Annotated in this window: 15 protein-coding genes; 9 read left to right on the top strand and 6 right to left on the bottom strand. The window is 70.3% G+C overall.

The genetic code is table 11. The annotated features are described in order from the left end of the window. Window positions 1-45: 45 nt before the first annotated feature. From rplJ to ACIPAE_RS21500, 7 genes are all read left to right on the top strand, one after another. Window positions 46-588, top strand: coding sequence for a 50S ribosomal protein L10 (gene rplJ / locus ACIPAE_RS21470; protein WP_329365825.1), 543 nt, complete (start codon window positions 46-48; stop codon window positions 586-588). A gap of 127 nt (window positions 589-715) precedes the next feature. Further along, window positions 716-1,102 (top strand): 50S ribosomal protein L7/L12, encoded by a 387-nt coding sequence (gene rplL / locus ACIPAE_RS21475; protein ID WP_366410167.1) that lies wholly within the window; start codon window positions 716-718, stop codon window positions 1,100-1,102. A 556-nt stretch (window positions 1,103-1,658) separates the two neighbouring features. Next, the gene (gene rpoB, locus ACIPAE_RS21480) at window positions 1,659-5,144 is read left to right on the top strand and encodes a DNA-directed RNA polymerase subunit beta (RefSeq protein WP_328468064.1); all 3,486 of its coding nucleotides are present in this window, start codon (window positions 1,659-1,661) and stop codon (window positions 5,142-5,144) included. Window positions 5,145-5,236: 92 nt separating this feature from the next. Continuing rightward, window positions 5,237-9,136: a DNA-directed RNA polymerase subunit beta' gene (locus tag ACIPAE_RS21485; protein ID WP_328468066.1), complete on the top strand. Its 3,900-nt coding sequence runs from the start codon at window positions 5,237-5,239 to the stop codon at window positions 9,134-9,136. Window positions 9,137-9,398: 262 nt separating this feature from the next. Beyond that, complete coding sequence (locus ACIPAE_RS21490; protein ID WP_329365821.1) at window positions 9,399-10,943, top strand: MFS transporter; 1,545 nt, start codon at window positions 9,399-9,401, stop codon at window positions 10,941-10,943. A gap of 11 nt (window positions 10,944-10,954) precedes the next feature. Beyond that, window positions 10,955-11,587, top strand: coding sequence for a TetR family transcriptional regulator (locus ACIPAE_RS21495; protein WP_402447239.1), 633 nt, complete (start codon window positions 10,955-10,957; stop codon window positions 11,585-11,587). A gap of 80 nt (window positions 11,588-11,667) precedes the next feature. After that, window positions 11,668-12,138, top strand: coding sequence for a DUF1707 and DUF4190 domain-containing protein (locus ACIPAE_RS21500; RefSeq protein WP_402447241.1), 471 nt, complete (start codon window positions 11,668-11,670; stop codon window positions 12,136-12,138). Between the two features lie 55 nt (window positions 12,139-12,193). Here ACIPAE_RS21500 and ACIPAE_RS21505 read toward each other — a convergent pair whose 3' ends face one another. The 6 genes from ACIPAE_RS21505 to ACIPAE_RS21530 form a co-directional block, all read right to left on the bottom strand. Continuing rightward, on the bottom strand, window positions 12,194-13,339 hold the full coding sequence (locus ACIPAE_RS21505) for a M48 family metalloprotease (protein ID WP_329365818.1): 1,146 nt from the start codon (window positions 13,337-13,339) through the stop codon (window positions 12,194-12,196). 36 nt (window positions 13,340-13,375) lie between these two features. After that, window positions 13,376-13,867 carry a Pycsar system effector family protein gene (locus ACIPAE_RS21510; RefSeq protein WP_329365816.1) on the bottom strand — a complete coding sequence of 164 codons (492 nt, stop codon included), beginning with the start codon at window positions 13,865-13,867 and terminating at the stop codon, window positions 13,376-13,378. Continuing rightward, window positions 13,864-15,006 (bottom strand): PE-PGRS family protein, encoded by a 1,143-nt coding sequence (locus ACIPAE_RS21515; protein ID WP_402447244.1) that lies wholly within the window; start codon window positions 15,004-15,006, stop codon window positions 13,864-13,866. Before ACIPAE_RS21515 ends, ACIPAE_RS21510 begins: the two co-directional genes overlap by 4 nt. Window positions 15,007-15,156: 150 nt before the next feature. After that, window positions 15,157-17,268, bottom strand: a complete 2,112-nt coding sequence (locus ACIPAE_RS21520; protein ID WP_402447246.1) for a hypothetical protein — start codon at window positions 17,266-17,268, stop codon at window positions 15,157-15,159. Continuing rightward, window positions 17,265-18,197, bottom strand: coding sequence for a collagen-like protein (locus ACIPAE_RS21525; RefSeq protein ID WP_402447248.1), 933 nt, complete (start codon window positions 18,195-18,197; stop codon window positions 17,265-17,267). Before ACIPAE_RS21525 ends, ACIPAE_RS21520 begins: the two co-directional genes overlap by 4 nt. Window positions 18,198-18,374: 177 nt before the next feature. Beyond that, window positions 18,375-19,109, bottom strand: coding sequence for a Crp/Fnr family transcriptional regulator (locus ACIPAE_RS21530; protein WP_329365809.1), 735 nt, complete (start codon window positions 19,107-19,109; stop codon window positions 18,375-18,377). 362 nt (window positions 19,110-19,471) lie between these two features. Here ACIPAE_RS21530 and rpsL point away from each other — a divergent pair, with 362 nt between their 5' ends. Together rpsL and rpsG are read left to right on the top strand one after the other, a co-directional pair. Continuing rightward, window positions 19,472-19,843 carry a 30S ribosomal protein S12 gene (rpsL, locus tag ACIPAE_RS21535; protein ID WP_014144289.1) on the top strand — a complete coding sequence of 124 codons (372 nt, stop codon included), beginning with the start codon at window positions 19,472-19,474 and terminating at the stop codon, window positions 19,841-19,843. A 2-nt stretch (window positions 19,844-19,845) separates the two neighbouring features. Next, complete coding sequence (gene rpsG, locus ACIPAE_RS21540) at window positions 19,846-20,316, top strand: 30S ribosomal protein S7 (RefSeq protein WP_073492360.1); 471 nt, start codon at window positions 19,846-19,848, stop codon at window positions 20,314-20,316. Window positions 20,317-20,334 lie beyond the last annotated feature (18 nt).

The raw sequence follows: 20,334 nt of genomic DNA on the forward strand, positions 1-20,334 counted from the left end.
CGTCAACCGGGCGGTCCGCAATCACCCGGAAGGAGGCCGAGACTCATGGCGAGGCCCGACAAGGCTGCCGCGGTTGCCGAGTTGACGGATCAGTTCCGCTCCTCGAACGCCGCAGTGCTGACCGAGTACCGCGGTCTCACCGTGGCGCAGCTCAAGACGCTGCGCCGTTCGCTCGGTGAGAACGCCACGTACGCCGTGGTGAAGAACACGCTGACCAAGATCGCGGCCAACGAGGCCGGGATCAGCACGCTCGACGACCTGTTCGCAGGTCCGTCGGCCGTCGCCTTCGTGACCGGTGACCCGGTCGAGGCGGCGAAGGGTCTGCGCGACTTCGCCAAGGACAACCCCGCTCTCGTCATCAAGGGCGGTGTCCTTGACGGTAAGGCGCTGTCCGCCGACGAGATCAAGAAGCTTGCGGACCTCGAGTCCCGCGAGGTTCTGCTCGCCAAGCTGGCGGGCGCCATGAAGGCCAAGCAGTCCCAGGCTGCCGCGCTCTTCCAGGCGCTCCCGTCGAAGTTCGTCCGCACCGCGGAGGCGCTTCGGGCCAAGAAGGCCGAGGCCGAGGCAGAGCAGGGCGGTGCCGAGTAACTCGGCTCGCACAATGACCGCCGCCTGACCCGTATCCGTACGGAGCGGGAGCGGTCGCCGCGGGCCCGATGTATGCCCGCCGACATGTACACCACGGCACCAGCCGAATGAATGGAAGGACGCCATCATGGCGAAGCTCACCCAGGACGAACTGCTCGCCCAGTTCGAGGGCCTCACTCTCATCGAGCTCTCCGAGTTCGTGAAGGCGTTCGAGGAGAAGTTCGACGTCACCGCCGCCGCCCCGGCCGCCGTCGCCGTTGCCCCGGGTGCCCCGGGTGCCCCGGCCGACGCCGCCGAGGAGAAGGACGAGTTCGACGTCATCCTCACCGCCGCCGGTGACAAGAAGATCCAGGTCATCAAGGTCGTGCGCGAGCTGACCTCGCTCGGCCTGAAGGAGGCCAAGGACCTCGTGGACGGCGCCCCGAAGCCCGTCCTGGAGAAGGTCACCAAGGAAGCCGCGGAGAAGGGCAAGGAAGCCCTCGCGGGCGCCGGCGCCTCGGTCGAGGTCAAGTAACACCTCACCGCGCTTCTGCTCCACCCGCCGTAGGGCGGCCACCCGATCGGGTGGCCGCCCTCGGTCGTTTTCGATCTCCGCGAGGCTTGGGCCTTGACGGATGGCACGCAGCGCGCAATTCTCAGGACGCGCTGCCACACGCGGTCACCCGATCCCGCACACATCCGCCGCACACTTCTTGGCGAGCCGGATGCATGGATCGTCGGCGAACCGGGAATGGATGCGATGGTGGTTGAGTGACCGGTTCCGGCCGGGCGCGCAGCAGGCAGGACAGGATGACGGAAGCGGCACCCGGGCTCCGAGGGCCGGGCGACGCGGACGATGAGACAGGCGGAGGGGGCGACGATTCGGTACTCCGAATCTCAGCCTGGACATCAGTGGGCCAAGTGGCTACACTGACCCTTTGCGCTGCCTGTTAGCTGCTGCCTGGCCCGTCACCAGGGGTATGCCCGTGTCCGAGCACTCGTGAGGAAGCCTGTCATCAGGGCTTTTCTCTTCCGCTCGGGTTCGGTCCGGTACGCGCGTAGTGAGTCCGAGCCCTCGGAAGGACCCCCTCTTGGCCGCCTCGCGCAACGCCTCGACCACCAATTCGAACAACGGCGCAAGCACCGCCCCGCTGCGCATCTCTTTCGCGAAGATCCGTGAACCGCTCGAAGTTCCGAACCTCCTCGCGCTCCAGACCGAGAGCTTTGACTGGCTGCTCGGCAACGCCGCGTGGAAGGCCCGTGTCGAGGCGGCCCTGGACAGTGGGCAGGACGTCCCCAGGAAGTCCGGTCTGGAGGAGATCTTCGAGGAGATCTCCCCGATCGAGGACTTCTCCGGGTCGATGTCCCTCACGTTCCGTGACCACCGCTTCGAGCCGCCGAAGAACTCGCTCGACGAGTGCAAGGAGCGCGACTTCACCTACGGCGCCCCGCTCTTCGTCACCGCCGAGTTCACCAACAACGAGACCGGCGAGATCAAGTCCCAGACCGTCTTCATGGGCGACTTCCCCCTGATGACGAACAAGGGCACCTTCTGCATCAACGGCACCGAGCGTGTCGTCGTCTCGCAGCTGGTCCGCTCGCCGGGTGTCTACTTCGACAGCTCCATCGACAAGACCTCCGACAAGGACATCTTCTCCGCCAAGATCATCCCGTCCCGGGGTGCCTGGCTGGAGATGGAGATCGACAAGCGCGACATGGTCGGTGTCCGCATCGACCGCAAGCGCAAGCAGTCGGTCACCGTCCTGCTCAAGGCGCTCGGCTGGACCACCGAGCAGATCCTCGAGGAGTTCGGCGAGTACGAGTCGATGCGCGCCACCCTGGAGAAGGACCACACCCAGGGCCAGGACGACGCGCTGCTGGACATCTACCGCAAGCTGCGCCCGGGCGAGCCGCCGACGAAGGAGGCCGCCCAGACCCTGCTGGAGAACCTCTACTTCAACCCGAAGCGCTACGACCTGGCCAAGGTCGGTCGCTACAAGGTGAACAAGAAGCTCGGCAGCGACGCGCCGCTGGACGCCGGCGTGCTCACCACCGACGACATCCTCGCCACGATCAAGTACCTGGTGAAGCTGCACGCCGGTGAGACCGAGACGGTCGGCGAGTCGGGCCGGTCGATCATCGTCGAGACCGACGACATCGACCACTTCGGCAACCGCCGCATCCGCAACGTCGGCGAGCTGATCCAGAACCAGGTCCGTACGGGTCTCGCCCGTATGGAGCGGGTCGTGCGCGAGCGCATGACCACCCAGGACGTCGAGGCGATCACGCCGCAGACCCTGATCAACATCCGGCCGGTCGTCGCCTCCATCAAGGAGTTCTTCGGCACCAGCCAGCTGTCCCAGTTCATGGACCAGACGAACCCGCTGTCGGGCCTGACGCACAAGCGCCGGCTCAACGCGCTCGGCCCCGGTGGTCTGTCCCGTGAGCGGGCCGGCTTCGAGGTCCGTGACGTGCACCCGTCGCACTACGGCCGGATGTGCCCGATCGAGACGCCGGAAGGCCCGAACATCGGTCTGATCGGCTCGCTCGCCTCCTACGGCCGGGTCAACGCGTTCGGCTTCATCGAGACGCCGTACCGCAAGGTCGTCGACGGCCAGGTCACCGACGACGTCGACTACCTGACCGCCGACGAGGAGGACCGCTTCGTCATCGCGCAGGCCAACGCGCCGCTGACCGAGGAACTGCGGTTCGCCGAGTCCCGCGTGCTGGTCCGCCGCCGTGGCGGCGAGATCGACTACATCCCCGGCGACGACGTCGACTACATGGACGTCTCGCCGCGCCAGATGGTGTCGGTCGCGACCGCGATGATCCCGTTCCTGGAGCACGACGACGCCAACCGCGCCCTGATGGGCGCGAACATGATGCGCCAGGCCGTGCCGCTGATCAAGGCCGAGGCGCCGCTGGTCGGCACCGGCATGGAGTACCGCTGCGCGGTCGACGCCGGCGACGTGATCAAGGCCGAGAAGGACGGTGTGGTCCAGGAGGTCTCCGCCGACTACGTCACGGTCACCAACGACGACGGCACGTACACCACGTACCGGATCGCCAAGTTCTCCCGCTCCAACCAGGGCACCTCCTTCAACCAGAAGGTCGTCGTGGACGAGGGCGCCCGCGTGGTGGCCGGCCAGGTGCTCGCCGACGGCCCGTCCACGGACGAGGGCGAGATGGCCCTCGGCAAGAACCTGCTGGTCGCGTTCATGCCGTGGGAAGGCCACAACTACGAGGACGCGATCATCCTGTCGCAGCGCCTCGTGCAGGACGACGTGCTCTCCTCGATCCACATCGAGGAGCACGAGGTCGACGCCCGCGACACCAAGCTGGGCCCCGAGGAGATCACCCGGGACATCCCGAACGTCTCCGAGGAGGTGCTGGCCGACCTCGACGAGCGCGGCATCATCCGGATCGGTGCCGACGTGGTGGCCGGCGACATCCTGGTCGGCAAGGTCACCCCGAAGGGCGAGACCGAGCTGACCCCGGAGGAGCGGCTGCTGCGCGCGATCTTCGGCGAGAAGGCCCGCGAGGTCCGCGACACCTCGCTGAAGGTGCCGCACGGCGAGGTCGGCAAGGTCATCGGCGTGCGCGTCTTCGACCGTGAGGAGGGCGACGAGCTGCCGCCCGGTGTCAACCAGCTGGTGCGCGTGTACGTCGCGCAGAAGCGGAAGATCACCGACGGCGACAAGCTGGCCGGCCGGCACGGCAACAAGGGCGTCATCTCCAAGATCCTGCCGGTCGAGGACATGCCGTTCACCGAGGACGGCACCCCGGTCGACATCATCCTCAACCCGCTCGGCGTCCCGTCCCGGATGAACCCGGGCCAGGTGCTGGAGATCCACCTCGGCTGGCTCGCGAAGCAGGGCTGGGACGTCTCCGGTATCGCCGAGGAGTGGGCCAGCCGGCTCGACGCCATCGGCGCCGGCCGGGTGGAGCCCGACACCAACGTGGCCACGCCGGTCTTCGACGGCGCCCGCGAGGACGAGATCGTCGGTCTCTTCGAGGCCACGGTCCCCAACCGCGACGGCGACCGGATGGTGAAGTCCTCCGGCAAGGCCCGGCTCTTCGACGGCCGCTCCGGCGAGCCGTTCCCGGAGCCGATCTCCATCGGCTACATGTACATCCTCAAGCTGCACCACCTGGTGGACGACAAGCTGCACGCGCGCTCCACCGGTCCGTACTCGATGATCACCCAGCAGCCGCTGGGTGGTAAGGCGCAGTTCGGCGGGCAGCGATTCGGCGAGATGGAGGTGTGGGCGCTGGAGGCTTACGGCGCCGCGTACGCACTCCAGGAACTGCTGACCATCAAGTCCGACGACGTGCTCGGCCGCGTGAAGGTCTACGAGGCCATCGTCAAGGGCGAGAACATCCCCGAGCCCGGCATCCCCGAGTCCTTCAAGGTGCTCATCAAGGAGATGCAGTCGCTCTGCCTCAACGTGGAGGTGCTGTCCAAGGACGGCATGTCCATCGAGATGCGGGACACCGACGAGGACGTGTTCCGTGCGGCGGAGGAGCTCGGCATCGACCTGTCCCGGCGCGAGCCGAGCAGCGTCGAAGAGGTCTGACGGGCCGGCCCGTCCGGTCTCCAGCCGGACGGGCTCTCCCGCGACCCGTTCAGACCATTTGAGAATCAACCCTGAGAGGGATTGACGACACAGTGCTCGACGTCAACTTCTTCGACGAGCTGCGGATCGGCCTGGCCACCGCGGACGACATCCGGACCTGGTCGCACGGCGAGGTCAAGAAGCCCGAGACCATCAACTACCGCACCCTCAAGCCGGAAAAGGACGGGCTCTTCTGCGAGAAGATCTTCGGCCCCACCCGGGACTGGGAGTGCTACTGCGGCAAGTACAAGCGCGTCCGCTTCAAGGGCATCATCTGTGAGCGCTGCGGCGTCGAGGTCACCCGCGCCAAGGTGCGTCGTGAGCGGATGGGCCACATCGAGCTGGCCGCGCCGGTCACCCACATCTGGTACTTCAAGGGCGTGCCCTCGCGCCTGGGGTACCTGCTCGACCTCGCCCCGAAGGACCTGGAGAAGGTCATCTACTTCGCGGCGTACATGATCACCTGGGTGGACGACGAGCGCCGCACCCGCGACCTGCCCTCGCTGGAGGCCCAGGTCTCCGTGGAGCGCCAGCAGGTCGAGCAGCGGCGTGACGCCGATGTGGAGGCCCGGCAGAAGAAGCTGGAGGCCGACCTCGGCGAGCTGGAGAACGAAGGCGCCAAGGCCGACGTCCGCCGCAAGGTGCGTGAGGGCGCCGAGCGCGAGATGAAGCAGCTGCGCGACCGCGCCCAGCGCGAGCTGGACCGGCTCGACGAGGTGTGGGCCCGCTTCAAGAACCTCAAGGTCCAGGACCTGGAGGGCGACGAGCTGCTCTACCGCGAGCTGCGCGACCGGTTCGGCACGTACTTCCAGGGCTCGATGGGTGCCGCGGCGCTGCAGAAGCGCCTGGAGTCCTTCGACCTGGACGAGGAGGCCGAGCGCCTCCGCGAGATCATCCGCACCGGCAAGGGTCAGAAGAAGACCCGCGCCCTGAAGCGGCTCAAGGTGGTCTCCGCGTTCCTGCAGACCACCAACAAGCCCGGCGGCATGGTGCTGGACTGCGTCCCGGTGATCCCGCCGGACCTGCGTCCGATGGTCCAGCTCGACGGTGGCCGGTTCGCCACCTCCGACCTGAACGACCTGTACCGCCGTGTGATCAACCGCAACAACCGCCTGAAGCGCCTGCTCGACCTCGGTGCCCCCGAGATCATCGTGAACAACGAGAAGCGGATGCTCCAGGAGGCCGTCGACGCGCTCTTCGACAACGGCCGCCGCGGCCGCCCGGTGACGGGTCCCGGCAACCGTCCGCTGAAGTCGCTCTCCGACATGCTCAAGGGCAAGCAGGGCCGGTTCCGCCAGAACCTGCTCGGCAAGCGCGTGGACTACTCCGCGCGTTCGGTGATCGTCGTCGGCCCGCAGCTCAAGCTGCACCAGTGCGGCCTGCCCAAGGCCATGGCGCTGGAGCTCTTCAAGCCGTTCGTGATGAAGCGCCTGGTGGACCTCAACCACGCGCAGAACATCAAGTCGGCCAAGCGCATGGTCGAGCGCGGCCGCACGGTCGTGTACGACGTGCTGGAAGAGGTCATCGCCGAGCACCCGGTGCTGCTGAACCGTGCGCCGACCCTGCACCGGCTGGGCATCCAGGCGTTCGAGCCGCAGCTCGTCGAGGGCAAGGCCATCCAGATCCACCCGCTGGTCTGCACCGCGTTCAACGCGGACTTCGACGGCGACCAGATGGCCGTGCACCTTCCGCTGTCCGCGGAGGCGCAGGCCGAGGCCCGCATCCTGATGCTGTCCTCGAACAACATCCTCAAGCCCGCCGACGGCCGCCCGGTCACCATGCCGACCCAGGACATGGTGCTCGGTCTGTTCTTCCTGACCACGGACTCCGAGGAGCGCGAGGTCAAGGGCGAGGGCCGGGCGTTCGGCGCCACCGCCGAGGCGATCATGGCCTTCGACGCGCGTGAGCTGTCGATGCAGGCGCGGGTGGACATCCGCTTCCCGGTGGGCACCGTCCCGCCGCGCGGCTGGACCCCGCCGGAGCCGGTGGAGGGCGAGGAGCCGTACCAGGTCGGTGACAGCTTCCGGCTGCGCACCACCCTGGGTCGGGCGCTCTTCAACGAGCTGCTGCCCGAGGACTACCCGTTCGTGGACTACGCGGTCGGCAAGAAGCAGCTCTCCGAGATCGTCAACGACCTCGCCGAGCGGTACCCGAAGGTGATCGTGGCGGCGACGCTCGACAACCTGAAGGCGGCCGGCTTCCACTGGGCGACCCGCTCGGGCGTCACCGTGGCCGTCACCGACATCGTCGTGCCCGAGGCGAAGAAGGGCATCATCGCCTCCTACGAGGCGCTCGACGAGAAGGTCCAGAAGCAGTACGAGCGCGGCCTGATCACCAAGCAGGAGCGCTCGGACGAGCTGATCAACATCTGGACCAAGGCGACCAACGAGGTCGCCACGGCGATGAACGCCAACTTCCCGAAGACCAACCCGATCTTCATGATGGTCGACTCGGGTGCCCGCGGGAACATGATGCAGATGCGTCAGATCGCGGGTATGCGTGGCCTGGTGTCGAACGCCAAGAACGAGACGATCCCGCGTCCGATCAAGGCGTCCTTCCGCGAGGGCCTGTCCGTGCTGGAGTACTTCATCTCCACCCACGGTGCCCGTAAGGGTCTGGCCGACACCGCGCTGCGTACCGCCGACTCGGGTTACCTGACCCGTCGTCTGGTGGACGTCTCGCAGGACGTGATCATCCGCGAGGAGGACTGCGGCACCGAGCGCGGTCTGAAGCTGCGGATCGCCGAGCGGGCCGAGGACGGCACGCTGCGCAAGGCGGAAGACGTCGAGACCAGCGTGTACGCGCGGATGCTCGCCGAGGACGTCGTGGTGGACGGCAAGGTCATCGCCCCCGCCAACGTCGACCTGGGCGACGTGCTCATCGACCAGCTGCTGCGGCACGGCGTCGAGGAGGTCAAGACCCGCTCGATCCTCACCTGCGAGTCGGCCGTCGGCACCTGCGCCTACTGCTACGGGCGCTCGCTGGCCACCGGCAAGCTGGTGGACATCGGCGAGGCGGTCGGCATCATCGCCGCCCAGTCGATCGGCGAGCCCGGCACCCAGCTGACGATGCGTACCTTCCACACCGGTGGTGTGGCCGGTGACGACATCACGCAGGGTCTGCCGCGTGTGGTCGAGCTCTTCGAGGCGCGCGTGCCCAAGGGTGTCGCGCCGATCTCCGAGGCGGCCGGCCGGGTCCGGGTCGAGGAGACCGAGAAGACCAAGAAGATCATCGTCACCCCGGACGACGGTGCCGACGAGATCGCCTACCCGATCTCCAAGCGCGTCAAGCTCCAGGTCGGCGAGGGCGATCACGTCGAGGTGGGCCAGAAGCTCACCTACGGCGCGACCAACCCGCACGACGTGCTGCGCATCCTCGGCCAGCGCCAGGTCCAGATCCACCTGGTGCAGGAAGTGCAGAAGGTCTACAACTCGCAGGGCGTGTCGATCCACGACAAGCACATCGAGATCATCATCCGGCAGATGCTGCGCCGGGTGACGATCATCGAGTCCGGCGACGCGGAGCTGCTGCCGGGCGAGCTGGTCGAGCGCGGCCGGTTCGAGACCGAGAACCGTCGCGTGGTCTCCGAGGGCGGTCACCCGGCCTCGGGTCGTCCGCAGCTGATGGGTATCACCAAGGCCTCGCTGGCCACCGAGTCCTGGCTGTCGGCCGCCTCCTTCCAGGAGACGACCCGGGTGCTGACGGACGCGGCGATCCACGCGAAGTCGGACTCGCTGCTGGGTCTGAAGGAGAACGTCATCATCGGCAAGCTCATCCCGGCCGGTACGGGCCTGTCCCGCTACCGCAACATCCGGGTGGAGCCGACCGAGGAGGCCAAGGCCGCGATGTACTCGGCCGTCGGCTACGACGACATCGACTACAGCCCGTTCGGCACCGGCTCCGGCCAGGCGGTGCCGCTGGAGGACTACGACTACGGCCCGTACAACGGCTGAGTGGTGGGCCTGACGGTCTGAAGGACCGCGGTACGAAGGAAGGGCGGTCGCCCCGGGACTCCGGGGCGGCCGCCCTTCTCGTGTGCCCGGGGGGCGTGCGTGGGGCTGTGTGGGCCGTGCGTGGCGCCGTGCGTGCGGCCGGGCCGGCCGGTTGGGCCCGGGGTGCTGTCGGGGCGGAGATAGATGCGTGTTACCGTTATCTCCGTTGTCATCATCTGATGACATCAGTGGGTGACAACTGACCCGGGAGAGCGACGGCATCGTGTCGATCAGCGGAGACATAGCAAGCGGGCCCGCCGGGCCCGGGGCCCTACCGCGCGGGCTGCGACTGCGCCTGCTCGGGCCGACCCTGGTGATCGTCGGCTCGCTGATGTCGGTCGTCTCCAGCCTGGGCGCCCCGCTGATCCCCACCATCGCCCACGCCGACGGCGTCTCGCTGAGCACGGCTGAGTGGCTGCTGACCATCACGCTGATGACCGGCGCGCTCGCCACGCCCCTGATGGGCCGGCTCTCCGACGGGCCCCGGCAGCGCGAGGTGATCCTCGCCGCGCTCGGCTCGGTGGTGGCCGGCTGCGTGGTCGCCGCGCTCTCCAACGGCTTCGCCATGCTGATCGTGGGCCGCGGCCTGCAAGGGGTGGGGCTCGGCCTGCTGCCGGTGGCGATGGCCGTCGCCCGGCGCAACCTCGCGCCCGAGAAGTCACGGCAGGCGATCGCCACGCTCTCGGTCACGGCCGCGATCGGCGCCGGGCTCGGCTACCCGCTGACCGCGCTGATCGCGGAGACCTTCGACTTCCGGGGCGCGTACTGGTTCGGCGCGATCACCGTCGGCTGCGCGTTCCTGCTCGCCGCCTTCGTGCTGCCCGGCCGCGCCGAGGTGCCCACCCGGCGGTTCGACACCGTGGGCGCGACCCTGATCAGCCTGGTCGTCGTCGGGCTCTCGGTGGCGCTCAGCGAGGCGGGCGGCTGGGGATGGACGTCGGCCCGCGCGCTGGGCCTCTTCGCCGGCAGCCTGGTGCTGCTCGCGGTGTGGATACCGTACGAGCTGCGCACCACCGACCCGTTGATCGACCTGCGCCAGGTCAAGAACCGCTCGGTGCTCACCGCCGACACCGGCGGGTTCCTGATCAGCGTGGCGATGTACCTGCTGCTGCCGGTCGTGGTGGAGTTCGTCCAGGTCCCGGCGTCCCAGGGCTACGGCTTCGGGGCCTCGCTGGTCGTCTCCGGCCTGGTGCTGGTGCCCTACGCGGTGACGAACTTCGTGGCCAGCCGCTTCCTCGGGATGTACGAACGGCGGTTCGGCACGCGGAGCATGATCCCGCTCGGCTCGCTGATCTTCGCCTTCGGCACCGGCTTCTTCGCGCTGGAGCACTCGCACCTGTGGGAGGCGTTCGTGGTCTCCGGGATCGCCGGCTTCGGCATGGGGTTCACCTACGCCGCGATGCCCGGCTTCATCGTGCGCGCGGTGCCGGCCGGCGAGACCGGCAGCGCGACCGGCTTCTACCAGGTGCTGCGCAGCATCGGCCTCACGCTCGGCAGCGCGCTGTCGGCGGCCGTGCTGATGGCGCACACCCACGCGGGGAGCGCGCTGCCGGAGGTGTCGGGGTTCCGGATGGCCCTGATCATCGCGTCCGCGCTGGGCGTGGCCACGGCCGTCATCAGCTTCGTGCTGCCCGGGCTGGGGGCCGGCCGCCGGGTCGCGTCGGGCGCCCCGGCCCCGGCGGCGGTCGTCCCTATGATGGAGGAGGAGGCCGAACTCGCCGGCTCCGGCTACATGACCGTCGACGACCGGACTTCCGACACCCGCTGAGGAGGACCAGGGTGAGCGCCGAGCACGCGGTGCCCGAGCGGCCGCGGGCGGGCCGGGCCCGGGACGCCGCCGCCAGCAAGCAGGCCCTGCTGCGGGCCGCGCAGGAGCTCTTCGGGCAGAAGGGCTTCGAGCGCACCACGATCCGGGAGATCGGCGAACGCGCCGGTGTGGACGCGGCGTTGATCGCCCGCTACTTCGGCAACAAGGCGGAGCTGTACGTCGCCGCGGTGGTGGCCGAGGACGCCGCCGCGCGCATGCCGGCCGACTTCCGGGGGCTGGCGCAGATCACCCACACCCTGGTCACCAGGTCCGACGAGCGCGGGCCCGGCCCGATCCTCCAGGCGCTCATCCGGTCCGACACCTCCCCGGAGATCCGGGTGGCCGCCGGTGACCGGATCGCCCGCCGCGTCGTCGAGCCGCTGGCCGCCGACCTCGCCGACCGGGACCTGGACCGCGCCCGGCTGCGCGCGGAGATCGCCGTCTGCGCGCTGTACGGCATCAGCCTGGGCCGCTCGCTCGGCTGGTTCGAGGAGATCCGTTCGGTCCCCAAGGACGAACTGGTCGCCCTGGTCACGGAAGCGCTCAGCGCGCTCGCCACGCCGGGAGCGAATGAGGAGCCGGGCGGCGTTCCCGGCGACGGGTAGCCGTCGCCCGCCGTCGCGCGATTCCCGCAACCGCACCGCGATTCCTCCCGCGGACCGCCGTTTTGGGGCATCCTGGAGGCATGCTGGCCGGTGACGCGGATCGTGAGCACGCGGTGGACATCCTCAAGGAGGCGTACACCGAGGGCCGGTTGAGGCCCGAGGAGTACGACGAGCGGATCGGCTGGGCGTACCAGGCACGCACCTACGCCGACCTCGACCGCATCACCGCGGACATCCCCCACGCTCCGGCGCACCGGGCCCCGCCGCAGCCGTATCCGCCCGTCCCCCTCACCTTCGCGCCGGTCCCGCGCACCAACAGCGCGGCCACCGCCGCTCTGGTCTGCGGCATTCTCGGCTTCCTGACCCTGGGCGTCACCTCGCTTCCGGCGGTCATCTGCGGCCACGTCGCCAGGGGCCAGATCCGCCGCACCGGCCAGCACGGCGACGGGCAGGCCACCGTCGGCCTCGTCCTCGGCTACCTCGGCCTGGCCGGCCTGCTCGCCCTCATCAGCCTGATCGCCGTCCTCCTCGCCTTCGCCCCGGGCCCCTGACACCGGTCCCCTGACGCCGGGCGGCCGCCCCCCTCCGGCGGCCGCCCGGCGCCGATCAGCGGGCGGGCTCCAGGTAGGGCCGCAGGTGGTGCAGCCGGGTGTGGTAGTCGGGGTGCGAGGACAGCAGCCTGGTGAGCAGACCGCCTTCCGTGGTCGCGGCCGTCGCGCCGTGTGCCGGCAGGGCGAGGGTCGCCGTGCGGGGGTCCCGACGGCTCTGCGACTGCATGGTCTGGAGGACCTCCGCGAGCATCGGCCCGAAACCCAGCGCTGCCGCGTGCTGGTCGGCGCGCAGCTCGGCGCGGCGGCCGACGGCCGCCAGCAGGTACGGGGCCACCAGCAGCGGGAGCACGACGAACCAGTACGACACGGCGAGCGCCACCACGAACCCGGCCGCCATGATCAGCAGCAGGAACGTCAGGCAGCCGTTGACCCGCCGGAAGAAGCGCGCCACCGCGCGGACCGCGGCCCAGGCCAGCCGGCCCGGCGTCGCGTACCACTGGCCGAGCAGCGACGACCAGGCGTGACCGCCGGTGTGGTGGCTGAGCTCGTGGGCCAGCACGGCCGCGAGCTGGCCGTCGGGCAGGGTGAGGGAGAAGCGGGTGACGCCCACGATGTGGCCCGCCGCCGAGAGGGCGTTGAGGTCGTCGCGGTCCTCGACCCACAGGTGGTACGCGCGGCCCTCGACGCCGGCCAGCGCGGCCACCTTGCGCCACTGCGGCTCCAGCCGGTGCCACTCCGACGGGGTCGGATAGCGCAGTCCCAGCAGGTGGCGGGCGATGAAGCTCTCGGTCGGCGGGTGGAAGACCAGGGCCCCTGAGGCCAGCCAGGCGGCCACGATCACCCAGTCCGCGCGGGGGAGGACGGCGTGCGCGATGCCGGCGACGAGGATCAGGCTCACCAGGAAGCTCGGCAGGTGGAGGAGGAGCTGGCCCAGCGCGGTGGCGTCCGCTCCGCGCTGCCGCCTGGTGAGGTGCACCCGCCCCGGCGCGGCACCGGCCGTCCACGGCTGCTGCTGCCGCGGAAACGGTGGAACGACGGGTCCGGGGGGTGGCGCGGCCGTGGTGGTGGCCGTGGAGGGCCGCGGTGGCAGGCCGCCGGGGTAGGGAGGCGGCGATGGCCGGGCGCCCGTGGGGTAGCGCGGCGGCATGGAAGGGCCGCGGCTGTCGGGCGGGTCGTCGTCGGTGGCGGACGGGGTGGTCATGCGATGTGCCTTCCGATCGGGCGTCGCGGGTGTCGGTCAGCCGAGGAGCAGGGCGCTGGGCAGCAGCACCGCGCCCGCGGCATATGCGATCAGCCCCACACGTATCCAGGTGTGCTTGGTGCCGACGATGCGGCTGGTGGCGGAGAGGGCGTCGATCAGGCCCGCGTCCGCGGCGGCGTCGGTGTCCGCCAGCGCGCGCGGCAGCACGTCCTGGGCGACCGCCCGCCGGATGTCGTCGAAGTAGGTCAGCGGGCGGCCCGGGGCCCACAGGTCGCTGCCGTAGCGGGGTGTGATCGCCAGCAGCAGGGCCAGCAGGCAGCCGGCGAGCGACGCGATACCGGACCACCACAGGAACTGGTCCGCGGTCGCCAGCCGGGTCGGCGTCCAGCCGTGGGCCGCCAGCAGCGCGCCGACCAGGCCCGCGGTCATGCTCAGCGCACCGAGCAGGACCGATGCCTTGTTGTCGGCGTGGGAGATCTCGGAGCGCAGCTCGGCGAGTAATCGTTGGCCCGCGGTGGCGCTGCTCACGACTCGCCCGTTTCCGGCCCGTTCGGGCCGCTGGGTCCACTCGGCTCGCTGGACCCATGGGGCCCGCTGGGCGGTGGTGCGTCGTGGGGTCGGGTCCACGGCAGCACGCCGGGCATGGGCGGCGGGGCCTTGGTGGCGCCCGGCAGATTGCGGGTGAGCACCTCTTCGATGATCTGCGCGGCGTGCTTGTTCATGTCCTCACGCTGGTACTCCTCCAGACCGGCGCTCTTGAGCACGTCCAGGGCGACGTTCACCTGGCTCTGGATGAGGGCGAGCTGGTCCTGGCGCAGGCTCTCCATCACCAGCCGGGAGTCCTCCGGGTGCTGGGCGAGGTGGAACGCCCAGGACCGCACGCCCTCCTGCTGGAGGTAGTACTGGTAGAACTCGATCTTCTCCGCTTCCAGGCTCTGGCGTTCGATCTCCCCGCGCCCCTTGAGCATCGCCAGCTCGTGTTCCTGCTCGGCCTGAGCCGTCGTTCGTTCCGCCTGGAGCCGGTCCTCGCGCATCGCGAGCGCGTGCGAGGCGCTGAGCTTCTCGTCCGCGTAGCGCGTCTGGCGAAGCTCGCGCTGGTGCGCCAGCGCGTCGTCGTCCACATGCAGGCGCAGCATCCAGTCCACCCGCAGCCCGGCATCGCCGCCCAGCGGCCCGGCCGTCTCGACGGCGCGCCGCACGGCCTGTTCGGCGGCTGAGGAGCGGTCGATCGGCAGTGCCCGGGTGTGCGGGCGGGCGAGTTCTTCGAAGCGCCGTTCCAGCAGCGTCGGCACGTGGCGCTCGCCGCTGGCGACGAAGAGGTCGGGTCGGACGACCTGCCAGCTCAGCTCCAGTTCCGCGGTGAAGTGGAAGGCGTCGTTGTCGCTCGGCAGGCGCAGCGAGGACGCGCAGCGGTGGATGCCCACGTCCACCTCGTACACGGCGGAGTACCGCTTGGTGGCCATCTCCGAGCGGGTCGGCCGGTGCGGTGGCATGAAGACGTCGTAGCCGCCCTTGCCGGTGGTGAACACCAGGGCGTTGTCGATCCGGCTGTAGAGCTTGCGGTACTCGAATCGGGCGAGTTGGCGCACCACCAGGACCGGGTCGGACAGATCGCTGTGTCGGTCGGCGCCCTGGTCCCAGTCCGGGGGGCGGCGGAAGTCCGCCATGGTTCGTCGCTCCTTGTCGTCGCGGGTGGCGAGGTGTCGGGATGTCGCGGGGGTCGGCGTGCCGTGCGCGGTCTTCGTCGTCGTTCGTCGTCGTTCGCCGGTGCCGTGGTGCCGTGGTGCCGTGGTGCCGTCGTGCCGTGCGCTGCCGCGCTACAGGGCGGCGAGCAGCCTGCCCGCCACCTGCGGCGGTTGCCCGCCGTGCGGTGCCGGCAGCGTGCGCAGCAGGTGGCTGAGGCGCTTGCGGTCGTCGGCGGTCACCGCGATCGCCGGGAGCAGGCCCAGCAGCGCGGACTCCACTGTCGGGTCGGTGTCGGCCTGATGGACCCAGCGGCGAAGCGCCTGCAACGCGTCGCCGGTGTACGACAGGTCGCCGAGGGCGGCGCGCCACAGCGCCGAGAGGTGCCGGTCGTCCGCCGTGCCGCCCGACGCCGCCGCTTCGGCGTGCCAGCGCAGGAGGAGCAGGTCGTCGGTGTGCTCGCAGGCGAGGACGAACGCACGAAGCGTGACCCGGCGTACCGGTGGCTTGTCGTGGACCAGTTCGGCCAGTTCGGAGAGCACCCGGCTGCGGGTGTCGGCCGCCGGCGCGGTGAGCAGCAGGGCGATCGACTCGGCGATCTGCTCGGCCTCCTCGTCGTCGCCCTCGGCCCGGGCCGCGTCCGCGAGCGCTTCCAGCGCCTCTTCGGGCATCTCCGCACCCACGAGCGCGTACGCGCGGATCGCCGTCCACCGCAGCCGCTCGTCGGGCTGCTCCCGGTCGCACCAGGCCCGCAGGATGCTGGGCACGTTGGGGGCGCCCAGGCTGTGGGCGAGGGCGAGGGTGTTGGCCGCGACGAGGCAGAAGCGGTACCGCCTGGCACCGGCCCAGCCGTGCACGAGGAGCGCCATCGCCGAGGGCAGGTCGGCGTAGGTCAGCACCGCCGCGGTCACCGCGGCGCGGGTACGGACCAGTGGACGGCCGTCGTCCGCGAGCCGGCGCAGCCAGTGGATCAGGGCGGGCCGGGCGGACGGGTAGCTGGTCCACACCTCGCGCAGGAGCACGATCGCGGCCAGCGGCTCCTCGAAGCGGGCCTTGTACTGGCTGACCGGGCCCCACTCGGTGTGCTCCATCTCTTCGTAGCCGCGCGCGCGGGCCAGGCGCAACCGCTTGGTGATGGAGGTGCCGAAGACCGGGATCAGCGGCCGGACACCGGGGTGTTCGGTCCGCTGGAGAGCCGCGTGCAGCTCGTCGCTCAGCTCTGCGGCCAGGGCATAGGGGGCCTCGTCGAAGGCGGCGAGCGCGATCAGGAACGCCTTGTCGCGCAGCGGGGTCTCCTCGTCCCCGAACCACTCCTGCACCTGGTCGGTCACGGCAGCGGCCTGGAAGGAGCTCAGTGTCTGCTCGGTCAACTCGCCGCGGGCGTAGGCCGCCAGTGCCTCCGCGAACCTGGCGGCCTCCCGAAGCTGGTGGTGGCCGTGGGCGACGAAGTCCTGGGCGGGCTCCAGCGCGAGCAGCATCCGCTCGCGCTGCGCGTCGCCGACACGCCGAGCCAGGTGGGCTCGCAGGACGGCATCCGGAGCGGGCGGCTGCCAGGGCATCGGCCGGACCCCGGACAGCGAAGCCGCCAGACCGATCGTGACCACGAGATAGGCGTCCTCCTTCACCAACTCCTCCCGGACACCGAGCAGATCGATGTCCCGCAGCGGATGGTCCCGGTCGGTGGTCAGGTCGCACAGCAGGTATCCGCGGGCACCCGCGCCCAGTTCGTCCTTGAGCGCCGTGGGCCGGGTCTTCGGGTCGAGCGCGCGGACGGGAGCCGCGCCCAGCGTGTGCAGCAGCATGAGCGCGGCGCTGCGGCGGCCGGTGTAGGGGGCGCCGGACAGCACGAGCACGCGATCGTCGCGCAACCGGGCCAGGGCGGCGTCGACGTGTTCGGTGTCGGCGACGAACACCTCGGCCAGTTCGGCCAGTTCGGACGGCGGGAGCTCGCCGGAGGTGTGGGTGGAGGAGCCGAGGCGGAAGTGGTTCTCGACCTTGCTGCCCATGATCAGGTCGCCGTGCAGCCGGCCGCCGGTCATCCCGATCTGGTCGCCGGCGGTGAGTCCGCCGCCGAATGCGGTCGGGGCGTGCAAGTACAGCTCGCGGCGGGCGACCCAGGGGTCCTGCGGGCGGTCGTCCTCCTCGGCGGGCTGGTCCTCGCCGGCCTCCTGCTCGTCAACCGGCGGCTCTTCCGGCTGCGGCTCTTCCGGTGGGTCCGGCCGGTCCTTTCCGTGCGGCTCGCTCATCGGCGCTCGCCGCCGGAGTCCCGGTGGACGCTGCCCATGATCACGTCGCCGGTGACCTGGCCACCGCTCACGCCGATCTGGTCTCCCGCGACCTGGCCGCCGCCGAAGGTCTGGGAGCCGCCGTCGAAGGTGAAATGGACGCCGACGTCAGCGGCCTGGGGGCGCCGCCGGGGCTGTGGCTGCGCCTGTTCCCCCGGTTCCGCCCGTTCCCCCGGTTCCGCCCGTTCCCCCGGGCTCACCCGTTCCCCCGGGCCTACCCGTTCCCCCGGCAGCGCCGGCTCCCCCCGCGCCCCCGAGCGCTCCCTCCCCACACCGGCGGCGTCGCGGTCGCCGCCGTGCCCGCCGGGCACCGGTCCGTACAGCCAGGCGTCCAGCCGGTCCTCCTTCACCGCCACGGCGACGCGATGGAACTCCTCCTTGGCCAGGCCCCGATGGCCGTGCCGGACCACCCCCTCGTAGACCGGCGCCGAGACGCACAGCACGCAGTCGGCCGTCTCCCGCTGCCGTAGTGCCTCCCGCAGGACGTCGGCGTCGAGCAGCCGGCACGCCTGGTTGAGGTCGTGGCCGACGAGACCGCCGACCGTGCTGCCCTGCGGATCGTGCGCCACCTCGCCGGAGGCCAGCACGATGCGCAGCCGCATCTGGGTGCTGCTGGCGGCGAAGCGGTTGTAGGCGCGAAGCGCGTCGGGTGTCTCCTTCAGCAGCGCGCGCAGCAGCCGGGCCTTCGAGACGTCGCCGCTGATCAGGATGATCAGCCCGTCGCCGCGGTCCTCGCGGTACTGCTGGGTGCGCTCCACCCCGGCCGCGGCGAGGCTGTCCGCCACGACGCTGTCGAGGCCGCGCCGCAGGAACGCCTGCTCCATGTCGTCCCGCCGGCTGAAGCGCTCGATGTCGAAGAGCAGGATGGTGCGGTTCACGGGTTCGGTCATGGCCGCCTCTCACGAACTCGACTGTGCGTGCCGACTCTCCCGCACCGCACTGACAGTCGGGAGGGACGTCGACACAGACGATCTGTGACCGAGTGCACACAACGGGGCTCCGGCCTGTGGCAGCCGCCGTCCGCTGCTCGCCGCTGCTCGCCGAGACCGACTACTCGCCGCGGCCGACTACTCGCCGCGGCCGATCCGGCGCAGTTGTTCCGGCCGGACGATGATCAGACTGCGGCGGCTGGTGCGGACGATGCCGCGCTCGCGCAGGTCCTTGAGCAGCCGCGCGACGGCCTCGCGGGAGGCCCCCACCGAACCCGCCAGATCGTGCTGGCTCAGGCCGGTGGTCAGCCGCAGCCCTTCCGGTACCTGCGTGCCGTGGGTGCGGGCCAGTTCCAGCAGCAGGATGGCCAGCCGCTCCCGTACCCCGAGGGCGCCGAACTCCACCCGCCGGCGGTCGCTGGCCCGGGTGCGGTCGGCGGTGAGGCCCAGGAGCTTCAGGGCGATGGCGGGTGAGGCGGCCAACTGGGCCAGGAACCGGTCGCGTTCGACGGTGACCGCGTTGACCTCCTCCAGCGCGGTCACGGTCGCCGAGCGCGGCCGCCCGCTGACCGCGGACGCCTCGCCCACGATGTCGCCGGGGCCGCGGAGGGCGAGCAGCGCCTGGTATCCGTTGACCGCGGAGCGCGTGACCTTGGTCCAGCCGGTGAGCACCAGCAGCACATGGGCGGCCGGCTCGTCCTGGTGGACGAGGGTCGATCGCGCGGGGTAGACGAGCGGGCGGCCGAGGGCCAGCAGCGCGACGCGGTCGTCCTGCTCCAGGCGGGCCAGGAAGGGAATCCGGTCGTCCAGCGTGCTGGGCTGCTCCGCCCAGCCGGGAGAGGTGCTTCGGCCGGCGTCACCGGTGACAGTCATGAGCGAAGCTCCCCCGAATCGCGGCGGTACGAGGCCGCAGCACCCTAGCGCAGCGCGCGGCCCCGGGGAGCGGAACGGCGTCGGCGGGCGGCCGGTGGAAGCCGCCTCCACCAGGGTCAAGGGGTGAGGTGCATTTGTTTTGACCGTAGCCGATGCGGTAGGTACGCTCTCATCTTGTGCCTGGGGTGTGCCCGGGTCCTTGTGCGTGCCATGTGACCGGACGAGGACACCGAGGCCGCGGCGCCCGACCAAACGCACTTTCCGTTCCTTCGGATACGTGCGGGGTCCGCGACACACCCGACCGCGTGGGTCGGTCCCCAGGTTAGTTTTATCGAGATCGGCACACAGAAACCGGAGAAACGGTGCCTACGATCCAGCAGCTGGTCCGAAAGGGCCGGCAGGACAAGGTCGAGAAGAACAAGACGCCCGCGCTGAAGGGTTCGCCCCAGCGCCGCGGCGTCTGCACGCGTGTGTACACGACCACCCCGAAGAAGCCGAACTCGGCTCTCCGTAAGGTCGCGCGTGTCCGTCTGACCAGCGGTATCGAGGTCACTGCCTACATCCCGGGCGAGGGCCACAACCTTCAGGAGCACTCCATCGTGCTCGTGCGCGGCGGCCGTGTGAAGGACCTGCCGGGTGTTCGCTACAAGATCATCCGCGGTTCGCTCGACACGCAGGGCGTGAAGAACCGCAAGCAGGCCCGCAGCCGCTACGGCGCCAAGAAGGAGAAGTAAGCATGCCTCGTAAGGGCCCCGCCCCGAAGCGCCCGGTCATCATCGACCCGGTTTACGGCTCCCCGCTGGTGACCTCGCTGGTCAACAAGATCCTCCTGCACGGGAAGCGCTCCACCGCCGAGCGCATCGTGTACGGCGCTCTCGAGGGCGTGCGCGAGAAGGCCGGCGCCGACCCGGTCATCACGCTCAAGCGCGCTCTGGAGAACATCAAGCCGACCCTTGAGGTCAAGTCCCGCCGCGTCGGCGGCGCGACCTACCAGGTGCCGGTCGAGGTCCGTCCGGGCCGCCAGAACACGCTGGCGCTGCGCTGGATGGTCGGGTACTCCCGCGCCCGTCGCGAGAAGACCATGACCGAGCGACTGATGAACGAGATCCTCGACGCCAGCAATGGCCTCGGCGCCTCCGTGAAGCGCCGCGAGGACACGCACAAGATGGCCGAGTCCAACAAGGCCTTCGCGCACTACCGCTGGTAGTCACCACCCCCATCGAAA

The organism is Streptomyces sp. NPDC087270 (assembly GCF_044744625.1).
In the GTDB taxonomy this organism is placed as follows: Bacteria; Actinomycetota; Actinomycetes; order Streptomycetales; family Streptomycetaceae; genus Actinacidiphila.